Raw genomic sequence first — 16,694 nt, 5'->3', positions numbered from 1 at the left:
GAATGGTCGTCATGCTTCGACCGCCGAAACGAACGATTCGCATTTTCGTTACGATCGCATTCTTCTGTTTCGTTTCTTTTATTGCAACGGATTGCAAACGTTCCGTCGAACCCTTTCCCAAAGCGAAGGATGGAATTCTTTCGCTAAACGGAAACACGCTCGAGAGCGGAACCATTCTTCCCTTGGAAGGAGAATGGGAAATCTCGGAAGGGTTCGGTTCGAAACAAAAGCTCGGCACGATTCAAGTTCCCGGCTTTTGGGAAACGAGTGAATTCCCGAACTTCAAAGGCAACGCGTTCGGAACCGCGACGTATAAACTCAAAGTAACCGGACTTACTCCCGGCGAATATGCGATCAAGTTTCATGAGATCCACAACGCATATCGAGCCTATATCAACGGAAAACTCGCTTTAGAATTCGGAAAACCGTCCCTCGATCCCAAAGAAGAAGTCCGCAGAATCGGCAAACCGATCGTTCACTTTCCGATCGGAGAAAAGGATACAACGCTTGAAATCACATTAGAAGTTTCGAATTGGTTTGAAGGAGTCGGAGGCATCCGGAGAACCCCCGAACTCGGCACGTTTTCTACAATCGCCGGAACGGACAAGACGAGAAGGAATTTGGACTTTCTTACGTTCGGAGCCTTATTGTTTTTCGGATTTTCAAGCTTCTTCTTTTATCTTCTCACAAAGGAAGAATCCTCGTCGCTTTATCTTTCCTCCGTATGCGCCATCCTCGCGCTGAGAATTTTATTTACCGAAGAACATTATATTTTTGAAATATTCCCGAACTTTCCTCCGATTCTCGAATTTAGAATCGACCTAGGAAGTCTCTTCGTATTAGCGGCGGTCTTTCTGAGTTACATTCGTTCCTTGTTCCCGAACGAATTCAAGACCCTTGCCTTCCGCATCTTTCTCGTTCCGAATTGGATCGTGTTCGGGATTTTTTGGTTCCTGAAGGGTGATCCGCTCGAACTTCTCGTAGAGGCCTATCTGTATTATATGATCGCGCTGATCTTAGTTGTCTTTGTAGTGATGATCCGCGCCATTCTTCATAAACGAACCGGTTCGTTCGTGTTTTTAGCCTCTTGTCTTTTGCTTTTGATCGGAGCGCTCAACGACACGTTGTCGCGCCTGGGACTTATCCCGACTCCGTTTATCGTTCCGTATACGTTTCTGTTGTTCATCGCGTTTCAATCGCTTCTGATTTCCATTCGATACAGAAGTCTCCTCAAGTTTACGGACATCCTCAATCAGGAACTTCAGATTAAATTCAGGGCGATTTCCGCATCGGTGCAGGAAGCGATTCTAGTCTCGGACATATCGGGAAAAATTCTTTTTTGGAACGAAGGCGCCGTAAAAATTTTCGGATGGAGCGCAGAAGAAATCCTCGATTCTCCCTTGGAAAAAATCCTTCCGGAAAGAAATCGAAACAAACACCGAAACGGTGTTAGGCGTTATTTCACTTCCAAACGAAGAAGAAAAACTCCGAAGCCGATCGAAATGATCGGATTGAGAAAAGACGACACGGAATTTTCGCTCGAACTTTCGCTTACGGATTGGATGGTCGAAAAGGATCATTATATCGGAATCATCATCCGGGACGTAACACAAAGAAAAAATCTCGAATTTCAGAGGGACAACGCGTTGAATCTGCTTCAATCGGATCTGCAGACCGCGGAAAAATTGCAGAAGTCCATGTTCCCGAATCCTCATTCCAAGGACTGGCCGTTTTTATGGACCGTCAAATATCTTCCGATGGGACCGATCGGCGGTGATATATACGACATTCGTAAAACCGGAAACGGATGCTGGAGATTCTTCATAGCGGATGCGACGGGTCACGGAACCCAAGCCGCGCTTTTGACGATGGCGATCAAAGCCGATTACGACGCTCTGAAGGAATCCGAATCGGAGCCCGGAATCATATTAGAACAATTGAATGAACGAATCCTCCCCATGTTCAAAACGCTGAATTCCCTTTTTACGGCGTTCGTCTTGGATTGGGATCCTAAAACGGGAAACGTACAATACGCCTCGGGAGGGCACCCCGAACAGGTGATTCTTTCCAAAAATTCCAAAATTTCTCTCCCGAAAACGGGTCCGATTTTAGGTTTAAAAACCGCCGCTAAATTTAATACGAAGTCGTTTCATTTCGAAGATCCGTTTCGGCTTTTTCTGTTTTCGGACGGAGCCTTCGAAGTATTTGATAAAAGTCTAATGCAACTCTACGGAGAAGAACGGTTCCATTCTTATTTACAGGAAAATCTTTACACTCCGATTCAGGAGATCTTGGATTCTCATCTTCAGAGCCTATATCGATTCAGGCAATCACAGGATTTAACGGACGATTTGACGTTGCTTGCGGTTTCGCTCGGAGAAGGAGCGTAAAATCTCCAAACCAAAGTACGAAAATACAATCGATATTCAAAGCGGTCAAAAAACGGATATTTATAGAAGACCTATAATTCGAAAATGATGCTGTTCTAAGAAACGGGATTTAGTATTTTAGGCATTTCAATCAATCGATTCTACAAGATCAAGATTCAGGAAAGAACATGAAACCGAAAACGAAGTCATCCGTTGTCTCCGTGAAAAATCTTTCTAAATTCTACGGGAACGGATTCCAAGCGTTGAAAAACGTCTCTTTGGAAATCGAAGACGGAGAAATCATCGCGTTGCTCGGTCCGAACGGCGCGGGCAAAACGACCTTAATTTCCGTAATCTGCGGAATCGTAAATCCGAGCGACGGCTCCGTCGAAGTCAAAGGCAAAAACATTCTCAAAGACTTTCGATTTACGAGATCGCAGATCGGATTGGTTCCGCAGGAATTGAGCGTTCACGCATTCGAATCCGTATGGGCCACGGTTTGTTTTACGAGAGGGTTGTACGGAAAATCGCCTAACCCCGATTATATTGAAAAACTTTTAAAATCCCTTTCCCTTTGGGAAAAGAAGGATCAGATGATTCTTACCTTATCGGGAGGAATGAAACGCAGGGTTCTGATCGCAAAGGCCCTCGCCCACGAGCCTAAGGTCCTCTTTTTGGACGAACCTACCGCGGGAGTCGACGTGGAACTCCGAAAGGATATGTGGAACATCGTCCGCAATCTCAGAGAAAACGGAGTCACGATCATCTTAACGACGCATTACATCGAGGAAGCAGAAGAAATCGCGGATCGGATCGGCGTAATGAACAAGGGAGAATTGATCCTTGTCGAAGATAAAAAGGAACTCATGCACAAACTCGGCAAGAAGCAGTTGCTGATCGATTTGAATCAGACGTTGAAGAAGATTCCGGCCGGTTTAAAAACGAAAGGGCTCGAGATCGTAAACAACGGGAAACAACTTCTATACACGTATGATTCCCACGGAAAACAGACTGGAATCTCCGCGCTATTGCAAGACTTGAAAAAAGCGAAGATCGATTTCAAGGATCTGAATACGACTCAGAGTTCTCTGGAAGAAATTTTCGTTCAATTGGTAAAGGAGTCACAATGAATCTGCAAGCCATCAAATCCATTTATCTCTTCGAGATGTCCAGAACCTGGAGAACCCTATTTCAAAGCATCGCTTCTCCCGTAATTTCCACGTCGCTCTACTTCGTCGTCTTCGGTTCGGCGATCGGTTCCAGAATTCAGGAAGTGGACGGAGTCGGTTACGGTTCGTTTATCGTTCCGGGACTCATCATGTTGTCCTTGCTGACGGAAAGTATTTCCAATTCCTCCTTCGGAATTTATTTCCCTAAGTTTACAGGAACGATTTATGAAATTCTCGCGGCGCCGATTTCCATGTTCGAAATCGTGATCGGTTTCGTAGGAGCGGCGGCAACCAAATCCGTGATTCTCGGAACGATCATGCTTGCGACGGCTTCGTTGTTTGTTCCCGTTAAAATCGCGCATCCGTTCGTGATGGTTTTGTTTCTTTTACTGACTTCGATCTCTTTCAGTTTATTCGGATTCATCATCGGAATCTGGGCCGATAGTTTCGAAAAACTTCAGATCATTCCTTTGCTGATCATCACGCCCCTCGTGTTTTTGGGAGGAAGTTTTTATTCCGCGAATATGCTTCCGCCGTTTTGGCAAAAGGTCACCCTCTTCAATCCGGTTCTGTATTTGGTGAGCGGATTCCGCTGGAGTTTTTACGAAATCGCCGACGTAAGCGTAGGCGTAAGTCTTACGATGGTATTCGTGTTTCTTACGATCTGTCTAACTCTCGTTTGGCTGATTTTTAAAACCGGTTATAAAATCAAAAAGTGAGAATCCGTTATGAAAGTCCTTCCTTCTCAACTCGCAGGTAAGAAAGTTTTTATTTCCGGTGGTTCCACGGGAATCGGAAAAGGACTCGCCGTAGCGTGTGCAAAAGCGGGCGCAAGCGTAATCGTATCCGCGAGAAAAAAACAAACCCTAGAAGCGGCGGTCCGCGAACTGCGTAAGGTCGGATCTCAAGACGCGATCTTCGATTCGGTCGTCGCCGACGTTTCCAAACCGGACCAGGTAAAAAAGGCCGCAAAAAGCGCGCTTAAAATATTGGGAGGACTCGACCTGCTCGTATGTAACAGCGGTTATGCGAAAGTGGGCAGAGTCGGCGATCTGGAAGAATCCGATTTTCGCGATCTAATGGAAGTGAATTATTTCGGACACGTCAACGTGGTCCGCGCCTTTCACGATCACTTCGTCAAACAAGGATCAGGCGATATCATCCTGATTTCCTCCATGCTCGCCACGTTTTCGATCTACGGATACGGAGCTTATTCCGCGAGTAAGTTTGCGATCACAGGATTTGCACAATCCCTGCGGCAGGAGATGATGCTCCACGGGGTTCGGGTGAAAATTTTTCTGCCGCCTACTACGAACACGCCCGGATTGGAAAAAGAGAATCGGGACAAACCGGATCTCGTGAAGGAGATCGAGATGGGTTCGGCGATCAACGCGGTTCATTCCGTGGAAAAAGTCGCGGACGCATTCATACGTTGGCTGCCTAAGAAAAAGTTTCTCGGATACGCAACTTGGGATTCTTGGCTTCAGTATTTTTTAGCGAGACATTTTCCGGAATGGACGTTGCAGATCGCGGACGGAGAACTTAGGTCCGCTCAAAAACGTTTGAATCAAAAAGCGCAAGCGGGCTCTTGATAACCGAAACGACTCGGGCGTTCCCCGCCAAGGCGGGTCGGGCCGCTACGAGCTTCGCGTTCGCTTCGGCCATGCGGATATCCGCCTTTAATCGCAATCCGTTTTGAGACTGTCGCAGGAAGACAAAGAAAAAGCATGTCCGCTTCGCGCTCTCCGCGTCCCTAACGCTTTGTTCCAAGAAAGTTTTGTCGTAGTTCCGACAACTAATTCTGCCTGAAAATAATTCTTGCGAATATTCGATTTTTCTGATATAGAGGACTTTCTCGAGTTTCTCCCGCAAGCCCACCTCCTCCACCCTACTCGGGTGGGGGCCGACTCGTTTCACGGTTTGTTTGTCGGAGCTACGACAAATAAACTCGAAAATGTCTTTCCGAAACTAAACCGCTTGTTTCGAGAAATCCTTATACAGCTTCTTGTTACCGCCCGGCGGTTTGCCGATATCGATCCCTGCTTTGAGAAGTTCCAATTGAAGTTCTTTACGGAACGCGTGATAATCCACTTCGACGGCGTGTCTTTGGCCGCCGCCGAACGTAAAGTGAGGGTGTTCGATTTCGTATCGAATCGCTTCCTTTAAATTCTTAGGTCGTTTGTATTTACCGAGAATTTCCATACACGCGAGTTTCGCCTGATAATCCGCCATCGGCCAAATACAACCCACCGGCTGAAACAAACCGATAAAATACAAATTCTGATAATCGTTGTGCATCATTTTACGGAAGAGAGGAATCTTTTCGACGTGTTGAAAATCGATAAACGATTTATCAAAGAACGGAAACGTCGTCCAAAATCCGGTGCAGGCGCAGATGATGTCGAACTTCTCCTTGGTTCCGTCCACGAACTCGACTTCCTTTCCGTGAAGTTTTTTGATCGCAGGACGAGGTTTGATTCTTCCGTGACGGATAAAATCGAGAAGATCCGAATTCAAAGTCGGGTGATGACTGAGCGCTAATGTCGTATTAACGGGAAGACCGTAATTCTTATAAGAACCCTGTAAGACGTGAAGCATCTTCGTAAGAGTCCATTGTTTTATGATGGACGGAATCCAACTCGGCGTCTTTGCCGCGAACACGTCGGAAGGCATACCGAAAAGAAATTTCGGAAAAAACCACTGAGGACTTCTCATCGACAACTTCACGCTGTTTGCGACGCGCGCGGATTCGACCGCAACGTCGCAGGCGGAATTACCGCCTCCGATCACGAGAACGTCCTTACCCTTCCACTCGTTGGTCACTCCCTTAAAGTCGTGCGAATGCAGGAACTTGCCCGTGAATTTTCCTTCGTATTCCGGATATTTCGGATTCCAGTGATGACCGTTGGCTACCATGAGAACGTCGAAGATTTCGGTCTTCTTCTTTTTGGAAGCGTCGAGAAACTCCACCTTCCAATCTCCGTCTTCCGTTCTTGTGATTTTTTGAATCGTATGATTGAATCGGATCTTCTTATACACTCCGAAATGTTTCGCGTAGGATTCGAAGTAAGCCTGAAGTTGTTTATGATTCGGATATTCCGGATAATCGTCCGGCATCGGGAAGTCTTCGTATTCGGACCAAGCCTTGGAGCTGATGATATGCGTGTTTTCGTAAACGCTGGAGTGTCCGGTTTTCGAGTTAAAGACCCAGTTCCCTCCGACCTTGTCGTTCTTTTCGAAAACGACCACGTCCAACCCGTATTGAACGCAATTCTTTGCGGCCGCGATACCGCTAGGCCCCGCGCCTACGACGCAGACTTTGACATTCGACTTCATCCGATTCTCCCCTTTGCGTTTCAGGAACATTCGTTGACGAAATTTAAAATCCAACAAATGTTACATTTTCGAGAGATCTTACTTATGTTGGATTTGAGTGCAAGAATTTTTTGGCTTCGATCAAACCGGATCGAAAGAACCTAAACGGTCTGCGATTGATGCAAATCCTCTAAAACGAACGAAATAGAATGCAGAACTCGACAATCCGAAAAAACAAAACCGATTCGCGTAACGGGAAAAAGACGAATGGAACTCGGATTCCTTTGCAGGAACGTTCTCAAGTAAGAATGGCTCTTGTATTGGAAACCGCGGAACGAATGCTCGAAAAGTTCGGACCGGAAGAAACGTCCATTCCTGAAATCGCGAAAAAATCGGGTGTTCCCCGAGCGAGCATCTATCAATTCTTTCCTGATAAGTATTCTTTGTTTACTCGACTCGCCGAAAAACATCTCGCCAAAGTGGGGGAAATTCTCGCTCTCGAAGGCTCCAAGAACGCGAATCTCTCTTGGAAAAAACTCGTTCGCATCTTAGTGGACGCCGCATCGGATTATTACGATTCGACACCCGTTGCCAGCATACTCGTGTTAGGCGGCCCATTCAGCAGAAACGCGTATCTTGCGCAGGAGATCACGATCGCTCATATCGGAGCGGGAGTCCGCGTTCAACTCTCGAATCTTAAGGTTCCGTTTACGATCCCGAAACAACCGGACGTCGCAACGCTCGGAGTGGAGATCGCATTCGCCTGTATGAAACGAGGATATTATCAGGAAAATAAAATCTCCAAGAGAATGCGGACCCAAGCCGCAAACGCGGTCATCGCCTACTTCTCCGCTTGGGAATAAGGAAAAAAATCTTCCGTTCTGTCACAAAAATCTCCAAGCCGCGTCTTCCTTTGTATAGGAGACAACATGGAAACTAGATTGAACTACGCAACGGTTTATCCCGAGTCGTTGCAAGCGATGCTGAAAATGGAGGAATTCGCGAAACAAGGAGGAATCGACCCCGTTCTCTACGAACTCGTAAAAATCCGCGCGTCGCAACTCAACGGATGTGCGTTTTGCATCAACATGCACACGAAGGACTTGAGAGATATGGGAGAAGTCGAAAAAAGAATCTATCTTTTGGACGCTTGGAGAGAAGCGACCTTTTATACGGAAAAAGAAAAAGCCGCCTTGGAATTAACCGAAACGGTGACGAAGATTTCCGAAAAAGGAGTTCCGGACGAAACCTACGAAAAAGTCAGAAAACATTTCAACGAAAAAGAATTCGTGGCTCTGATCGTTCTGATCAACACGATCAATTCCTGGAATCGAATCGCGATTTCAACGCGGATGACTGCGAAATAAAAACGAAAGAATCGTGAAGAGGCTATGCGAAACCGAACGGCTTAAAGCACTCCGTAAAAAAACGCTTCACAAGTCGGAAAGCGATCCATTCGAATAAACGCGTCATTCCTAATGGATCGCTCGTTGTCTTCCTGCTCAAAGTCAACAAAGAACCATTCAAAGAATCGAATATTCGATTCTTTTTAATAATCCTCGTCCGACCAACCCACGTCGTTCAAGAAGTCGTCGTATGTACCGTCAAAAACCCGGATCGTATCGTTGTCGAAAACGATCAACTTGGTCGCAACGGCGCGTAAGTGCAATTCGTCGTGAGTCACCATAATGACCGAGCCTTCAAAACCGTCGATCGCCTCGATGAGAGAATCGCAGGACTGCATATCCAAGTGGTTCGTAGGTTCGTCCAGATACAAAAGATGACAAGGGGTCACGAGAATCTTTCCGAGAAGAACGCGGCTTTTTTCGCCTCCGGAAAGAACCTTGATCTTTTTCAAAGCCTGGTCGTCCGAAAACATCAAACCGCCCGCGATCGTTCTCGCTTGATACTCCGTACAGGATTTGTCCGAGATCATAATCTCTTCCACGACGGTTGCGTTCTCGTTCATGTTGAGTTTATTCGTCTGACCGAAATAACCTTCCTTCAACACGGGATGTTTTTTGATCGTACCTTGGGACGGTTCCAATTCTCCCGCGAGAACTTTAAGCAGAGTCGATTTTCCCTTTCCGTTCTTACCGATGATGCAGATTCTTTCGCGGTTTCCTACGCTGATCGAAAAGTCCTCGATCAAAAACGGAGGTTTCCCGTCGTACGAGAAAGCGAGATTCTCCGCGGAAAGCATTTGGCTCGCCGCAAACGGAGCGCTGTTGAAAAACAATTCCAAATCCTGAATCTGTTCGAGGGCCTTCATCTCTCCCTGCTTTTCGAGCTTCTTCACTCTGGATTGGGCGCGGCTCGCGAAACTCGCTTTCGCTTTAAATTTCGCGATAAAGATTTCTTCCTGTTTTCTTTTTTTGGCTTCGTTCAATCGGGTCTTTTCGTAAATTTCTTCGGACTGATTGATCTGATTGTAGAGCTTGTCGGTGTCGCCTTGAACCTTGATCGCCTTCGTTCTGTGAATCGCGATCGTATGCGTGACGACGGCGTCCATAAAACCTCTATCATGAGTTACTAATATGATTTCGCCTTCCCATTCGCGCAGAAATTCCTCGAGCCAACGGATCGTAACGATGTCGAGATAGTTGTTCGGCTCGTCGAGCATCAGCATATCGGGAGCGGATACGAGCAGCTTTGCGAGATTCATTCGGATCTGATAACCGCCCGAAAATTCGTTCGGATCTCTTTCCATATCCTTTTCGGAAAAACCCAAACCGGAAAGAATTTTCTCCACTTGCCAAGTTTCGTATTCTTCGCCTTCGGGAAGACCGAGTGCGCATTCCTCCAAAACGGTGGGTTTGGTAAAATGAAGATGCTGCTGCAAGTGACCGATCTTATAACCCTTCGGAACGGAGATCGTGCCGGAATCCGCTTCCACGTTTCCGAGAATCATTTGAAAGAGCGTTGATTTACCGTGACCGTTGCGGCCTACGAGACCGATCTTCTCGCCTCGATTGATGCTCAAATTCAAATCGTCAAAAAGAACCTTGGAAGTATAAGCCTTATTGAGGCCGGAAATTTTAATCATGAACTGCGAACCTACTCGTTATATCCAAGTTTTTGAAAAGACCCTATATTTCACTCAAAAATGAACGGGCGCTCCTGCTCGATCGGCGACGAAAACGGAATTCTTCGGAAGAAATCGCAGGCCAGGCTTGCTCCGCGCTCCGGCTAACGCCTTCGGTCTTCTCATTTCATTTTTGAAATGAGAAGACCGCTTCGCGCGCTCCACATCCTTAGCGCGTAGGATGGATCCCGATTCCTTGCGGGTTTTCCCCTAAAACCGATCGCAAACGTGAAAAAGACTTGCTATAATTTTTATATAACCGTATGGTTATTGAAGTATGAGCATCCCAATGAGTGCGTCGGAACGTTTGGATGCGACGTTCGCGGCGTTAGCAGATCCAACCAGACGGGCGATTCTGGCGCGTTTAGCGGAGGGAGAAGCTTCCGTAATGGAATTGGTAAAGCCCTTTGCCATGAGCCAACCGGCGATTTCCAAACATCTCAAAGTGTTGGAAAAAGCCGGATTGATTACGCGTGCAAAAGACGCGCAAAAAAGACCGAGACAAATCGAGGCTCAGCCGTTGGCGGAAGCGAGCGATTGGCTGGAAAAATACCGCCAGCTTTGGGAAGAGCGTTTTGACAAACTCGACGCGCTCTTGGACGAACTGAAAGTCGGGAAGAAAGAAAAAGAAAGCGGAACGAGATCCGTTTAAGGAGAACTCCTATGGAGAATACGAAAAAACTGAAAGTAATCGCGCAAGGAGAACGAGAGATTCTCATCACACGCACATTCAACGCGCCGCGGCCGTTGGTCTTCGATGCGATGACCAAACCGGAATTACTCAAACGCTGGTTCGAAGGTCCGCCCGGTTGGACTTTGATCGTTTGCGACGTCGATCTTAAAGTCGGCGGCAAGTATCGTTACGTCTGGCGCAACGAAGGCGGAAGAGATATGGGAATGGGCGGCGTCTATTTGGAAATCGCAGCGCCCGAACGACTCGTCGCCACGGAAGTTTTCGACGAATCCTGGTATGCGGGAGAAGCGATCGATACGTCCGTCTTAACGGAGATCGATTCTAAAACGACATTGCTTTCCATAAACGTTCTTTACGAATCCAAAGAAGCGAGAGAAAGCGTTATTCTTTCACCGATGGAAGACGGACTCGGAGCAAGCTATGACAAACTCGAAACCCTGCTCGCAACGCTCGTATAACTCATGTTAAAGGAAGAACCACGATGAATCGCAAATTTCTCAAAAGCGTCTGGGCCGTGTTCGCTGGATTTCTCACGATCTTTATCTTATCGACCGCAGCGGACGTAATTCTGCACCAGACGGGCGTTTATCCGCCGTTCGGTGTTATCATGTCCGACTCTTTGTTCGCCCTTGCGACCGCGTATCGAATCGTATTCGGAATTTTCAGCGGTTACGTTACGGCGAGAGTCGCACCCGATCAACCGATGAAACACGCGTTAGCGCTTGGAATTCTGGGTGTGATCGTAAGCGTCACGGGCGCCATCGTAATGTGGGACGCAGGGCCGGCTTGGTATTCGCTCGGGATCATCGCGATCGCTTTACCCTGTAGTTGGGCCGGTGCAAAGATCTTTGAAAGAACGGAATTAGTATAAACAGAGGTTTTTATGCAGAAGATATCCCCCTTTTTGATGTTCAACAATAACTTAGGAGAAGCGACCGAACTATATACTTCTTCTTTTCCCGATGCAAAAGTTTCCGGCGTAGCGAAAGCGGGGAATCAGGTGATGTCCGCGACGTTTTCCATTTACGGAAAGGAGCTGCTTTCCTTCAACGGAGGTCCGCATTTTCGGTTTACTCCCGCCGTTTCTTTGTTCGTAAATTGTAAAACCGAACAGGAAGTGAATCAGCTTTGGAACAAATTGAAGGAAGGCGGTTCCGTGCTGATGGAATTGGGCGCCTATCCGTTCAGTGAAAGATTCGGATGGCTTCAGGACAAATGCGGAGTCTCTTGGCAGATTCATCTTTCAAAGCAAGAACAGAGCATCATTCCTTTCCTATTGTTCGTAGGAGACAAACACGGTAAGGCGGAAGAAGCGATTCGTTTTTACGCTTCCCAATTTCCGAATTCCAAAATCGGAACCATCCAACATTTTTCCGCAAACGATCAGTCCGGCGAAAAAGAAGGAACCGTCAAACGGGCGGACTTTACGATAGCCGGTCAGAATTTTATGGCGATGGATAGCGGGCTTGCGCATGCGTTCACGTTCACCGAAGGGATTTCCTTTTTCGTCCGTTGCGATACGCAGGAAGAAATCGACGAATATTGGGAAAAACTTTCCTTAGGAGGAGTGAAACAGCAATGCGGTTGGGTGAAAGACAAGTTCGGAGTCAGCTGGCAGATCATTCCTCCGATTTTAGGCGCATATTTGCAGGATAAAGATCCGCAAAAGTCGCAAAGAGTGATGCAAGCTATGCTTCAAATGGACAAGATCGACATCGCAAAACTGGAAGCGGCTTATAACGGAGACTAATCCCGTTCGATTCGGAAGGATCGTAATTTTACGGGATAAATCCTCGCCAGCGATCGAAGCGGAAATACTGCAATGCGCCATGATTTCGAAAAAATCCGACGAGAATAATCAACAAAATAGAATATACAAAAAGATTAAAATGGTGCGTTGCAGATTGGAGCGAAGAGCGCGGTCCTTCCGATTGCAAATCGGAAGGAGGCGTCCGATCTTTTCGACGACGGTTTGTCGATGAATGACACCAAAGTCCTGAAAACGGCGGACGAAACGAAAAACCGAAAGAATCAAACTTCGACTTCTAAGGACGGGGTTGTTTGTAAAAATCTAGGCGGAGTTACTACGATCCGCTTTGAAGAAAAAGGAAAGAATACGGAAATTCTCAAGCAAATGAGCCACGATTAACTTTGATCGTATTTCCAGGGTCCGTAACTTTGCGTCCAACCCTTCGTTTTATATCTAAACAAGAAATGAACGGTCAACGAAATCACGAATGCGCTTAACAAAACAAGCCAAAGATATTCGGAATCCCGAATCAGATACAAGAGAATCAGCATTACGCAATACTTAACGATTCGAAACCAGAGCGGTTGTCCGTGTTTTGAAAACGCGACTTCCAATTCCCGTTTCACTACTTTCGAAAAACTCATAAAGACATCCTCTTTGAAAACGATAACATATAGAATTGCGTTCAAGCATCGCACGGAAGCAAGCGCGTTTTTTCCCGTTGTAACGCAGCGACACGCACCGTTTTCGACGAATCCGAACAAAAAATCCGTCCGCTTCTGTTGTTCGCTTTTAAGCAACGGATCGGATTTCGATTTTTTCGAAATTCTCCAAAACAAAGAAAAAGAAAGGACGATCTAAAAGAATAGGTTAGAATGCAGAACGAATGATTTTTGCGTTGGAATTCTGTATCAAAAATCCCGAATCGATCCTTACCGTCGTGCCGAAAGACTTTGAGGAGATCCGAGAAAGACTTCCCTTTCGAAAACAAAAAGAAGTCGCGGCGTATTGGGGTTTTCATCCGAGTTCTTTGCGGGTTTTAGGAAGAATCACCGAATCGGCCGTTCTCAAAGGATATTTAAAGCCGTTTCAAAACCTGTATTCGATTCCGGTTTTTCAAAAGGCGTTTCATCACCTTCCGATCATCAACGAATTCATCCTTCAATTTTTCAACTATGCGTTGTCGAAGGGCTGGAACGAAAAATGGGAATCCTTGTTTTTAAAGGATCTTTCGATTCGATTTTCGGATTCAAATTTCAAAAAAGAAGATTACGAAGGCGCGTTCCAACTCTATGAAGAAGTGAAACGTTTTTCTCCCCAGTGGAAGATTCGATCGCTCGAACATCTGCTCGGTCTCGAACAGGAAATGATCCGCAAGATTCAGAAGAACGAGTTCAACGGACCCGATCAACCGTATCCTGCTCCCCCTATGGAAAAAGAAGATTGGATAGAACCGATCGACTCGAGAAAGGAATTATTCCTCGAATCCAGAATCCAACACAATTGTATCTTCAGCTACGATACCCGCATCTTAGAAGGAAAATATTATATTTATAGAATATTCTTTCCGGAACGATGCACGTTGTCTCTCTTTCATATCAACGGGGATTGGTATCTCGATCAAGTCGCGGCCGCTTTCAACAAAGAAGTAAAGGCGGAGACGCTGAAGAAAGTGGAAGAATGGAGAATGCAAAACGGAATTTTCGTTTTGGGCGACGCGTTTCGTTTGGGGATTCCGCCGGATTGGATCTATAACCGCTGAATTTCTAAGAAACACGCGGCCCGCGCCCGAACGGGGAACATACGGGCGCCGCGCCAACCGGCCAAAGACCGGATGTCATCGCAATCGTGATCAAACCCGCGCTTCGTAAACGATATTGAAGGGGGATTCCGCCGCGCGACGAAAACGAGTGAATCCGCCTTTCGTGACTACGTCGCGCATGCGCGCTTCGCCCGCTTGTGCTCCTAGTCCCAAAGCCACCTCCTGACTCAAAGAACTAGGCGTACAAAACATGGTCGACGCCGAATAATAGATGCGACCGATCGGATTCAGGTTCTGTTCAAGATGATCGTGGGCAAACGGCTCGACGATAATCACGCTGCCGTCCTTGTTTAAAACCTTACGTGCATGAGCCGCGGCGCCTACCGGATCTCCCATATCATGAAGACAATCGAACATAGCCACTAAATCGTAATCGTTTGCCGGATAATTCTTCGCCGTAGCGACCTCGAAGGTGACGTTTTTCAAACCCGCTTGACGCGCCGCGTCACGCGCCTTTTCGATGGAAGGAGAATGTGCGTCAAAACCGTAAAAATGGGAATTCGGAAATTCCTTGGCTAAGATAACGGTCGAAGTCCCGAAACCGCAACCGACGTCCGCAACCTTCGCGCCTTTTCTCAACTTCTCCTCTATGCCTCCTTCAAGCGCAGGAATCCAAGATTGTAATAGCTGAGAAAGATACGTGGGACGAAAAAATTTGGCGGTCGCGCAGAAGATATGTTCGTGTTGTTCTCCCCAAGGAACGCCTTTGCCGGTCTTGAAAGCGTCGATCAATTTGGGAACGGCCGAATAAGCCGCGGAAACGGCGTAAAAACCGCCCATCAAATATGCAGGGCTATCCTCATTGTTAAAGATCATATCTTGTTCCGGCGATATGGAGAATTTTTTTTGCGCCGGATCGTATTGCAGATAATCCGCCGCCGCCTGCGCAGACAACCATTCGCGGGCATAACGCTCCGTCGTCTTCGTTTTCTCCGCAAGTTCGGAGGAAGTGAGCGGACCTTTTGCGAGTTCCTTATAATAACCCAACGCATCGCCGATCAGGACCAGCGCTCCGCTGTAACCGGCCGAAATCTCGCCGAACAACTTTCCGACAAGCTGTTCCACTTTCTGTGAATCGATCGCCATGTAATTCTCCCATTGATTTTTATTTTATAAAAATATAATATTTTACGTAAGAATTTCATCGTTACGCACTTGCTACGATTCAATCGAAACACGTAAAAGGTAAAGCTATTTTCGCGCTCCTATTCTCGCCGGGAACAAACTCAACAGGAAAGAGAATAAACGTTCCGCAATTATAGATTCATACTTCCGCACGAACCGTTTATTCCATTTTTATAATGTCATAAGCAAATCGATCGAGGGTTATTTATCGGAATAAAATCGTTTCACCGCATTCGCGATCATTCTATCCACGAAGGCCGGTGAAAAAAGTCTGACCCAAGGAATCAGTTTTCCTCCGAAAGTCATAATCAATTCCCGTTCCCGCTTGGAGATCGATTTCGCGACCAAACTCGCGCATTCTCCCGGTGACATGATATTTCTCCTTCCTTCTTTCGGATCCTCTTCCTGAACGATGATTCCGTTTGCGTCGAATTTTCTAAAATTCATTTTGGTGGAAATCGGTCCGGGAGAAACTACGAGTACGTCGACTCCGCTTCCCATCAATTCGATTCGTAACGAATCGCTGAAACCTTGAACGGCGAACTTGGAAGCCGAATATCCCGTGGATCTTGGAAAGCCAGTTTTCCCTTGTAAGGAAGAGATGTTTACGATCATCCCTTGACTCTTCTTCAAATAAGGCAACGCGTAATAAGAAGTATGAACCACTCCGAGATAATTTACGGCCATGAGTTTTTGAAATACAGATAGATCCTGCAAAGAATCGAACGAAGCGCTCATGGAAATTCCGGCGCTATTGATTAGAATGTCGATTCTTCCGAATCGTTCTACGGCTCGTTCCATTGCGTTCTTACAATCCTCTGCGGAAGATACGTCCGTTTGAACCGCAAGCGCTTGTGCGCCCATTCGTTCGCTCTCGGACGCCAAATCTTCAAGCGCGTTTTGGTTGCGGGATGCGAGAACGAGTTTGGCTTTCCGTTTCGCGTATAAAAGAGAAAGCTCTCTTCCGATTCCTTCGCTCGCACCCGTTATGAGGATAACCTGATTTTTTTCCGTTCGTTTCATGCAACTTCGAGTTTACGAGCTTAAAGAGTCTTCGTCGACCGGTGTTATAACGGCTTACATGTTTTTTTGGGGAAGTGGAAAGGAGTGAGATGTTTCGGAATAGAAGGCGTTTTTGCGGTTCCGTCTCCCAGCTCCAAATAAAAAAGCCAGACATTGATTGCCTGGCTTTTTTGTGATCCCGGTTCTCCGGATTGATTGTATTCCTTAACAACATATAAACTGCGATGAGAGAAATGTAAGCGTTTGTCTAAATTGAAATCTTCTTTTAGATTTCTTCCTGGCGTTGTTGCCATTAGCAAGGCCTTGAGTGTCCTCAAGGCTTTCGTAATATGGTCAAGCCTC

At 46.6% G+C, this 16,694-nt stretch carries 17 protein-coding genes and 1 pseudogene; 12 read left to right on the top strand and 6 right to left on the bottom strand.

Annotation, left to right across the window (positions count from 1 at the left end):
- Positions 1 to 11: 11 nt before the first annotated feature.
- The 4 genes from DLM76_RS08790 (at position 12) to DLM76_RS08775 (ending at position 5,130) form a co-directional block, all read left to right on the top strand.
- A complete protein-coding gene (locus tag DLM76_RS08790; protein WP_158586379.1) occupies positions 12 to 2,390 on the top strand; it encodes a SpoIIE family protein phosphatase in 2,379 nt (792 codons plus the stop codon).
- Between the two features lie 167 nt (positions 2,391 to 2,557).
- Positions 2,558 to 3,499, top strand: a complete 942-nt coding sequence (locus tag DLM76_RS08785) for an ABC transporter ATP-binding protein (protein ID WP_118957663.1) — start codon at positions 2,558 to 2,560, stop codon at positions 3,497 to 3,499.
- Positions 3,496 to 4,257 carry an ABC transporter permease gene (locus tag DLM76_RS08780; protein ID WP_118957664.1) on the top strand — a complete coding sequence of 254 codons (762 nt, stop codon included), beginning with the start codon at positions 3,496 to 3,498 and terminating at the stop codon, positions 4,255 to 4,257. The genes DLM76_RS08785 and DLM76_RS08780 overlap by 4 nt, the downstream gene beginning before the upstream one ends.
- Positions 4,258 to 4,266: 9 nt before the next feature.
- Positions 4,267 to 5,130 (top strand): SDR family oxidoreductase, encoded by an 864-nt coding sequence (locus tag DLM76_RS08775; protein WP_118964977.1) that lies wholly within the window; start codon positions 4,267 to 4,269, stop codon positions 5,128 to 5,130.
- Positions 5,131 to 5,506: 376 nt separating this feature from the next.
- Here DLM76_RS08775 and DLM76_RS08765 read toward each other — a convergent pair whose 3' ends face one another.
- Positions 5,507 to 6,874 (bottom strand): flavin-containing monooxygenase, encoded by a 1,368-nt coding sequence (locus DLM76_RS08765; RefSeq protein ID WP_118957685.1) that lies wholly within the window; start codon positions 6,872 to 6,874, stop codon positions 5,507 to 5,509.
- A 188-nt stretch (positions 6,875 to 7,062) separates the two neighbouring features.
- Between DLM76_RS08765 and DLM76_RS08760 the strand changes: the two genes are divergently transcribed.
- Positions 7,063 to 7,716, top strand: coding sequence for a TetR/AcrR family transcriptional regulator (locus DLM76_RS08760; RefSeq protein WP_118964975.1), 654 nt, complete (start codon positions 7,063 to 7,065; stop codon positions 7,714 to 7,716).
- Positions 7,717 to 7,782: 66 nt separating this feature from the next.
- Positions 7,783 to 8,220 (top strand): carboxymuconolactone decarboxylase family protein, encoded by a 438-nt coding sequence (locus DLM76_RS08755; protein ID WP_118957667.1) that lies wholly within the window; start codon positions 7,783 to 7,785, stop codon positions 8,218 to 8,220.
- A 182-nt stretch (positions 8,221 to 8,402) separates the two neighbouring features.
- Here DLM76_RS08755 and DLM76_RS08750 read toward each other — a convergent pair whose 3' ends face one another.
- Positions 8,403 to 9,899, bottom strand: coding sequence for an ABC-F family ATP-binding cassette domain-containing protein (locus DLM76_RS08750; RefSeq protein ID WP_118957668.1), 1,497 nt, complete (start codon positions 9,897 to 9,899; stop codon positions 8,403 to 8,405).
- Positions 9,900 to 10,227: 328 nt separating this feature from the next.
- On the opposite strand from DLM76_RS08750, the gene DLM76_RS08745 reads away from it, so the two are divergent.
- From DLM76_RS08745 to DLM76_RS21545, 5 genes are all read left to right on the top strand, one after another.
- Positions 10,228 to 10,590 (top strand): ArsR/SmtB family transcription factor, encoded by a 363-nt coding sequence (locus DLM76_RS08745; protein ID WP_118964974.1) that lies wholly within the window; start codon positions 10,228 to 10,230, stop codon positions 10,588 to 10,590.
- Positions 10,591 to 10,601: 11 nt separating this feature from the next.
- The gene (locus tag DLM76_RS08740) at positions 10,602 to 11,090 is read left to right on the top strand and encodes an SRPBCC family protein (protein WP_118964973.1); all 489 of its coding nucleotides are present in this window, start codon (positions 10,602 to 10,604) and stop codon (positions 11,088 to 11,090) included.
- A gap of 23 nt (positions 11,091 to 11,113) precedes the next feature.
- On the top strand, positions 11,114 to 11,503 hold the full coding sequence (locus DLM76_RS08735; protein WP_118957671.1) for a hypothetical protein: 390 nt from the start codon (positions 11,114 to 11,116) through the stop codon (positions 11,501 to 11,503).
- Between the two features lie 12 nt (positions 11,504 to 11,515).
- Positions 11,516 to 12,382 (top strand): VOC family protein, encoded by an 867-nt coding sequence (locus DLM76_RS08730; RefSeq protein WP_118964972.1) that lies wholly within the window; start codon positions 11,516 to 11,518, stop codon positions 12,380 to 12,382.
- A 228-nt stretch (positions 12,383 to 12,610) separates the two neighbouring features.
- Positions 12,611 to 12,781, top strand: a complete 171-nt coding sequence (locus DLM76_RS21545; protein ID WP_158586378.1) for a hypothetical protein — start codon at positions 12,611 to 12,613, stop codon at positions 12,779 to 12,781.
- Here DLM76_RS21545 and DLM76_RS08725 read toward each other — a convergent pair.
- Complete coding sequence (locus DLM76_RS08725; RefSeq protein WP_118957686.1) at positions 12,778 to 13,026, bottom strand: hypothetical protein; 249 nt, start codon at positions 13,024 to 13,026, stop codon at positions 12,778 to 12,780. The two genes, DLM76_RS21545 and DLM76_RS08725, sit on opposite strands and share 4 nt — an antisense overlap.
- A gap of 242 nt (positions 13,027 to 13,268) precedes the next feature.
- Here DLM76_RS08725 and DLM76_RS08715 point away from each other — a divergent pair, with 242 nt between their 5' ends.
- Positions 13,269 to 14,144, top strand: coding sequence for a PcfJ domain-containing protein (locus tag DLM76_RS08715; protein ID WP_118964971.1), 876 nt, complete (start codon positions 13,269 to 13,271; stop codon positions 14,142 to 14,144).
- Between the two features lie 90 nt (positions 14,145 to 14,234).
- Here DLM76_RS08715 and DLM76_RS08710 read toward each other — a convergent pair whose 3' ends face one another.
- From DLM76_RS08710 to DLM76_RS08700, 3 genes and pseudogenes are all read right to left on the bottom strand, one after another.
- Positions 14,235 to 15,290 (bottom strand): class I SAM-dependent methyltransferase, encoded by a 1,056-nt coding sequence (locus DLM76_RS08710; RefSeq protein WP_118964970.1) that lies wholly within the window; start codon positions 15,288 to 15,290, stop codon positions 14,235 to 14,237.
- Between the two features lie 240 nt (positions 15,291 to 15,530).
- On the bottom strand, positions 15,531 to 16,352 hold the full coding sequence (locus DLM76_RS08705) for an SDR family oxidoreductase (protein ID WP_118964969.1): 822 nt from the start codon (positions 16,350 to 16,352) through the stop codon (positions 15,531 to 15,533).
- Positions 16,353 to 16,396: 44 nt separating this feature from the next.
- Positions 16,397 to 16,694: pseudogene (locus tag DLM76_RS08700) on the bottom strand (hypothetical protein); the annotation flags it as partial.

This window comes from Leptospira yasudae (assembly GCF_003545925.1).
In the GTDB taxonomy this organism is placed as follows: Bacteria; Spirochaetota; Leptospiria; order Leptospirales; family Leptospiraceae; genus Leptospira; species Leptospira yasudae.
This window is presented reverse-complemented; position numbering and strand designations above follow the sequence as displayed.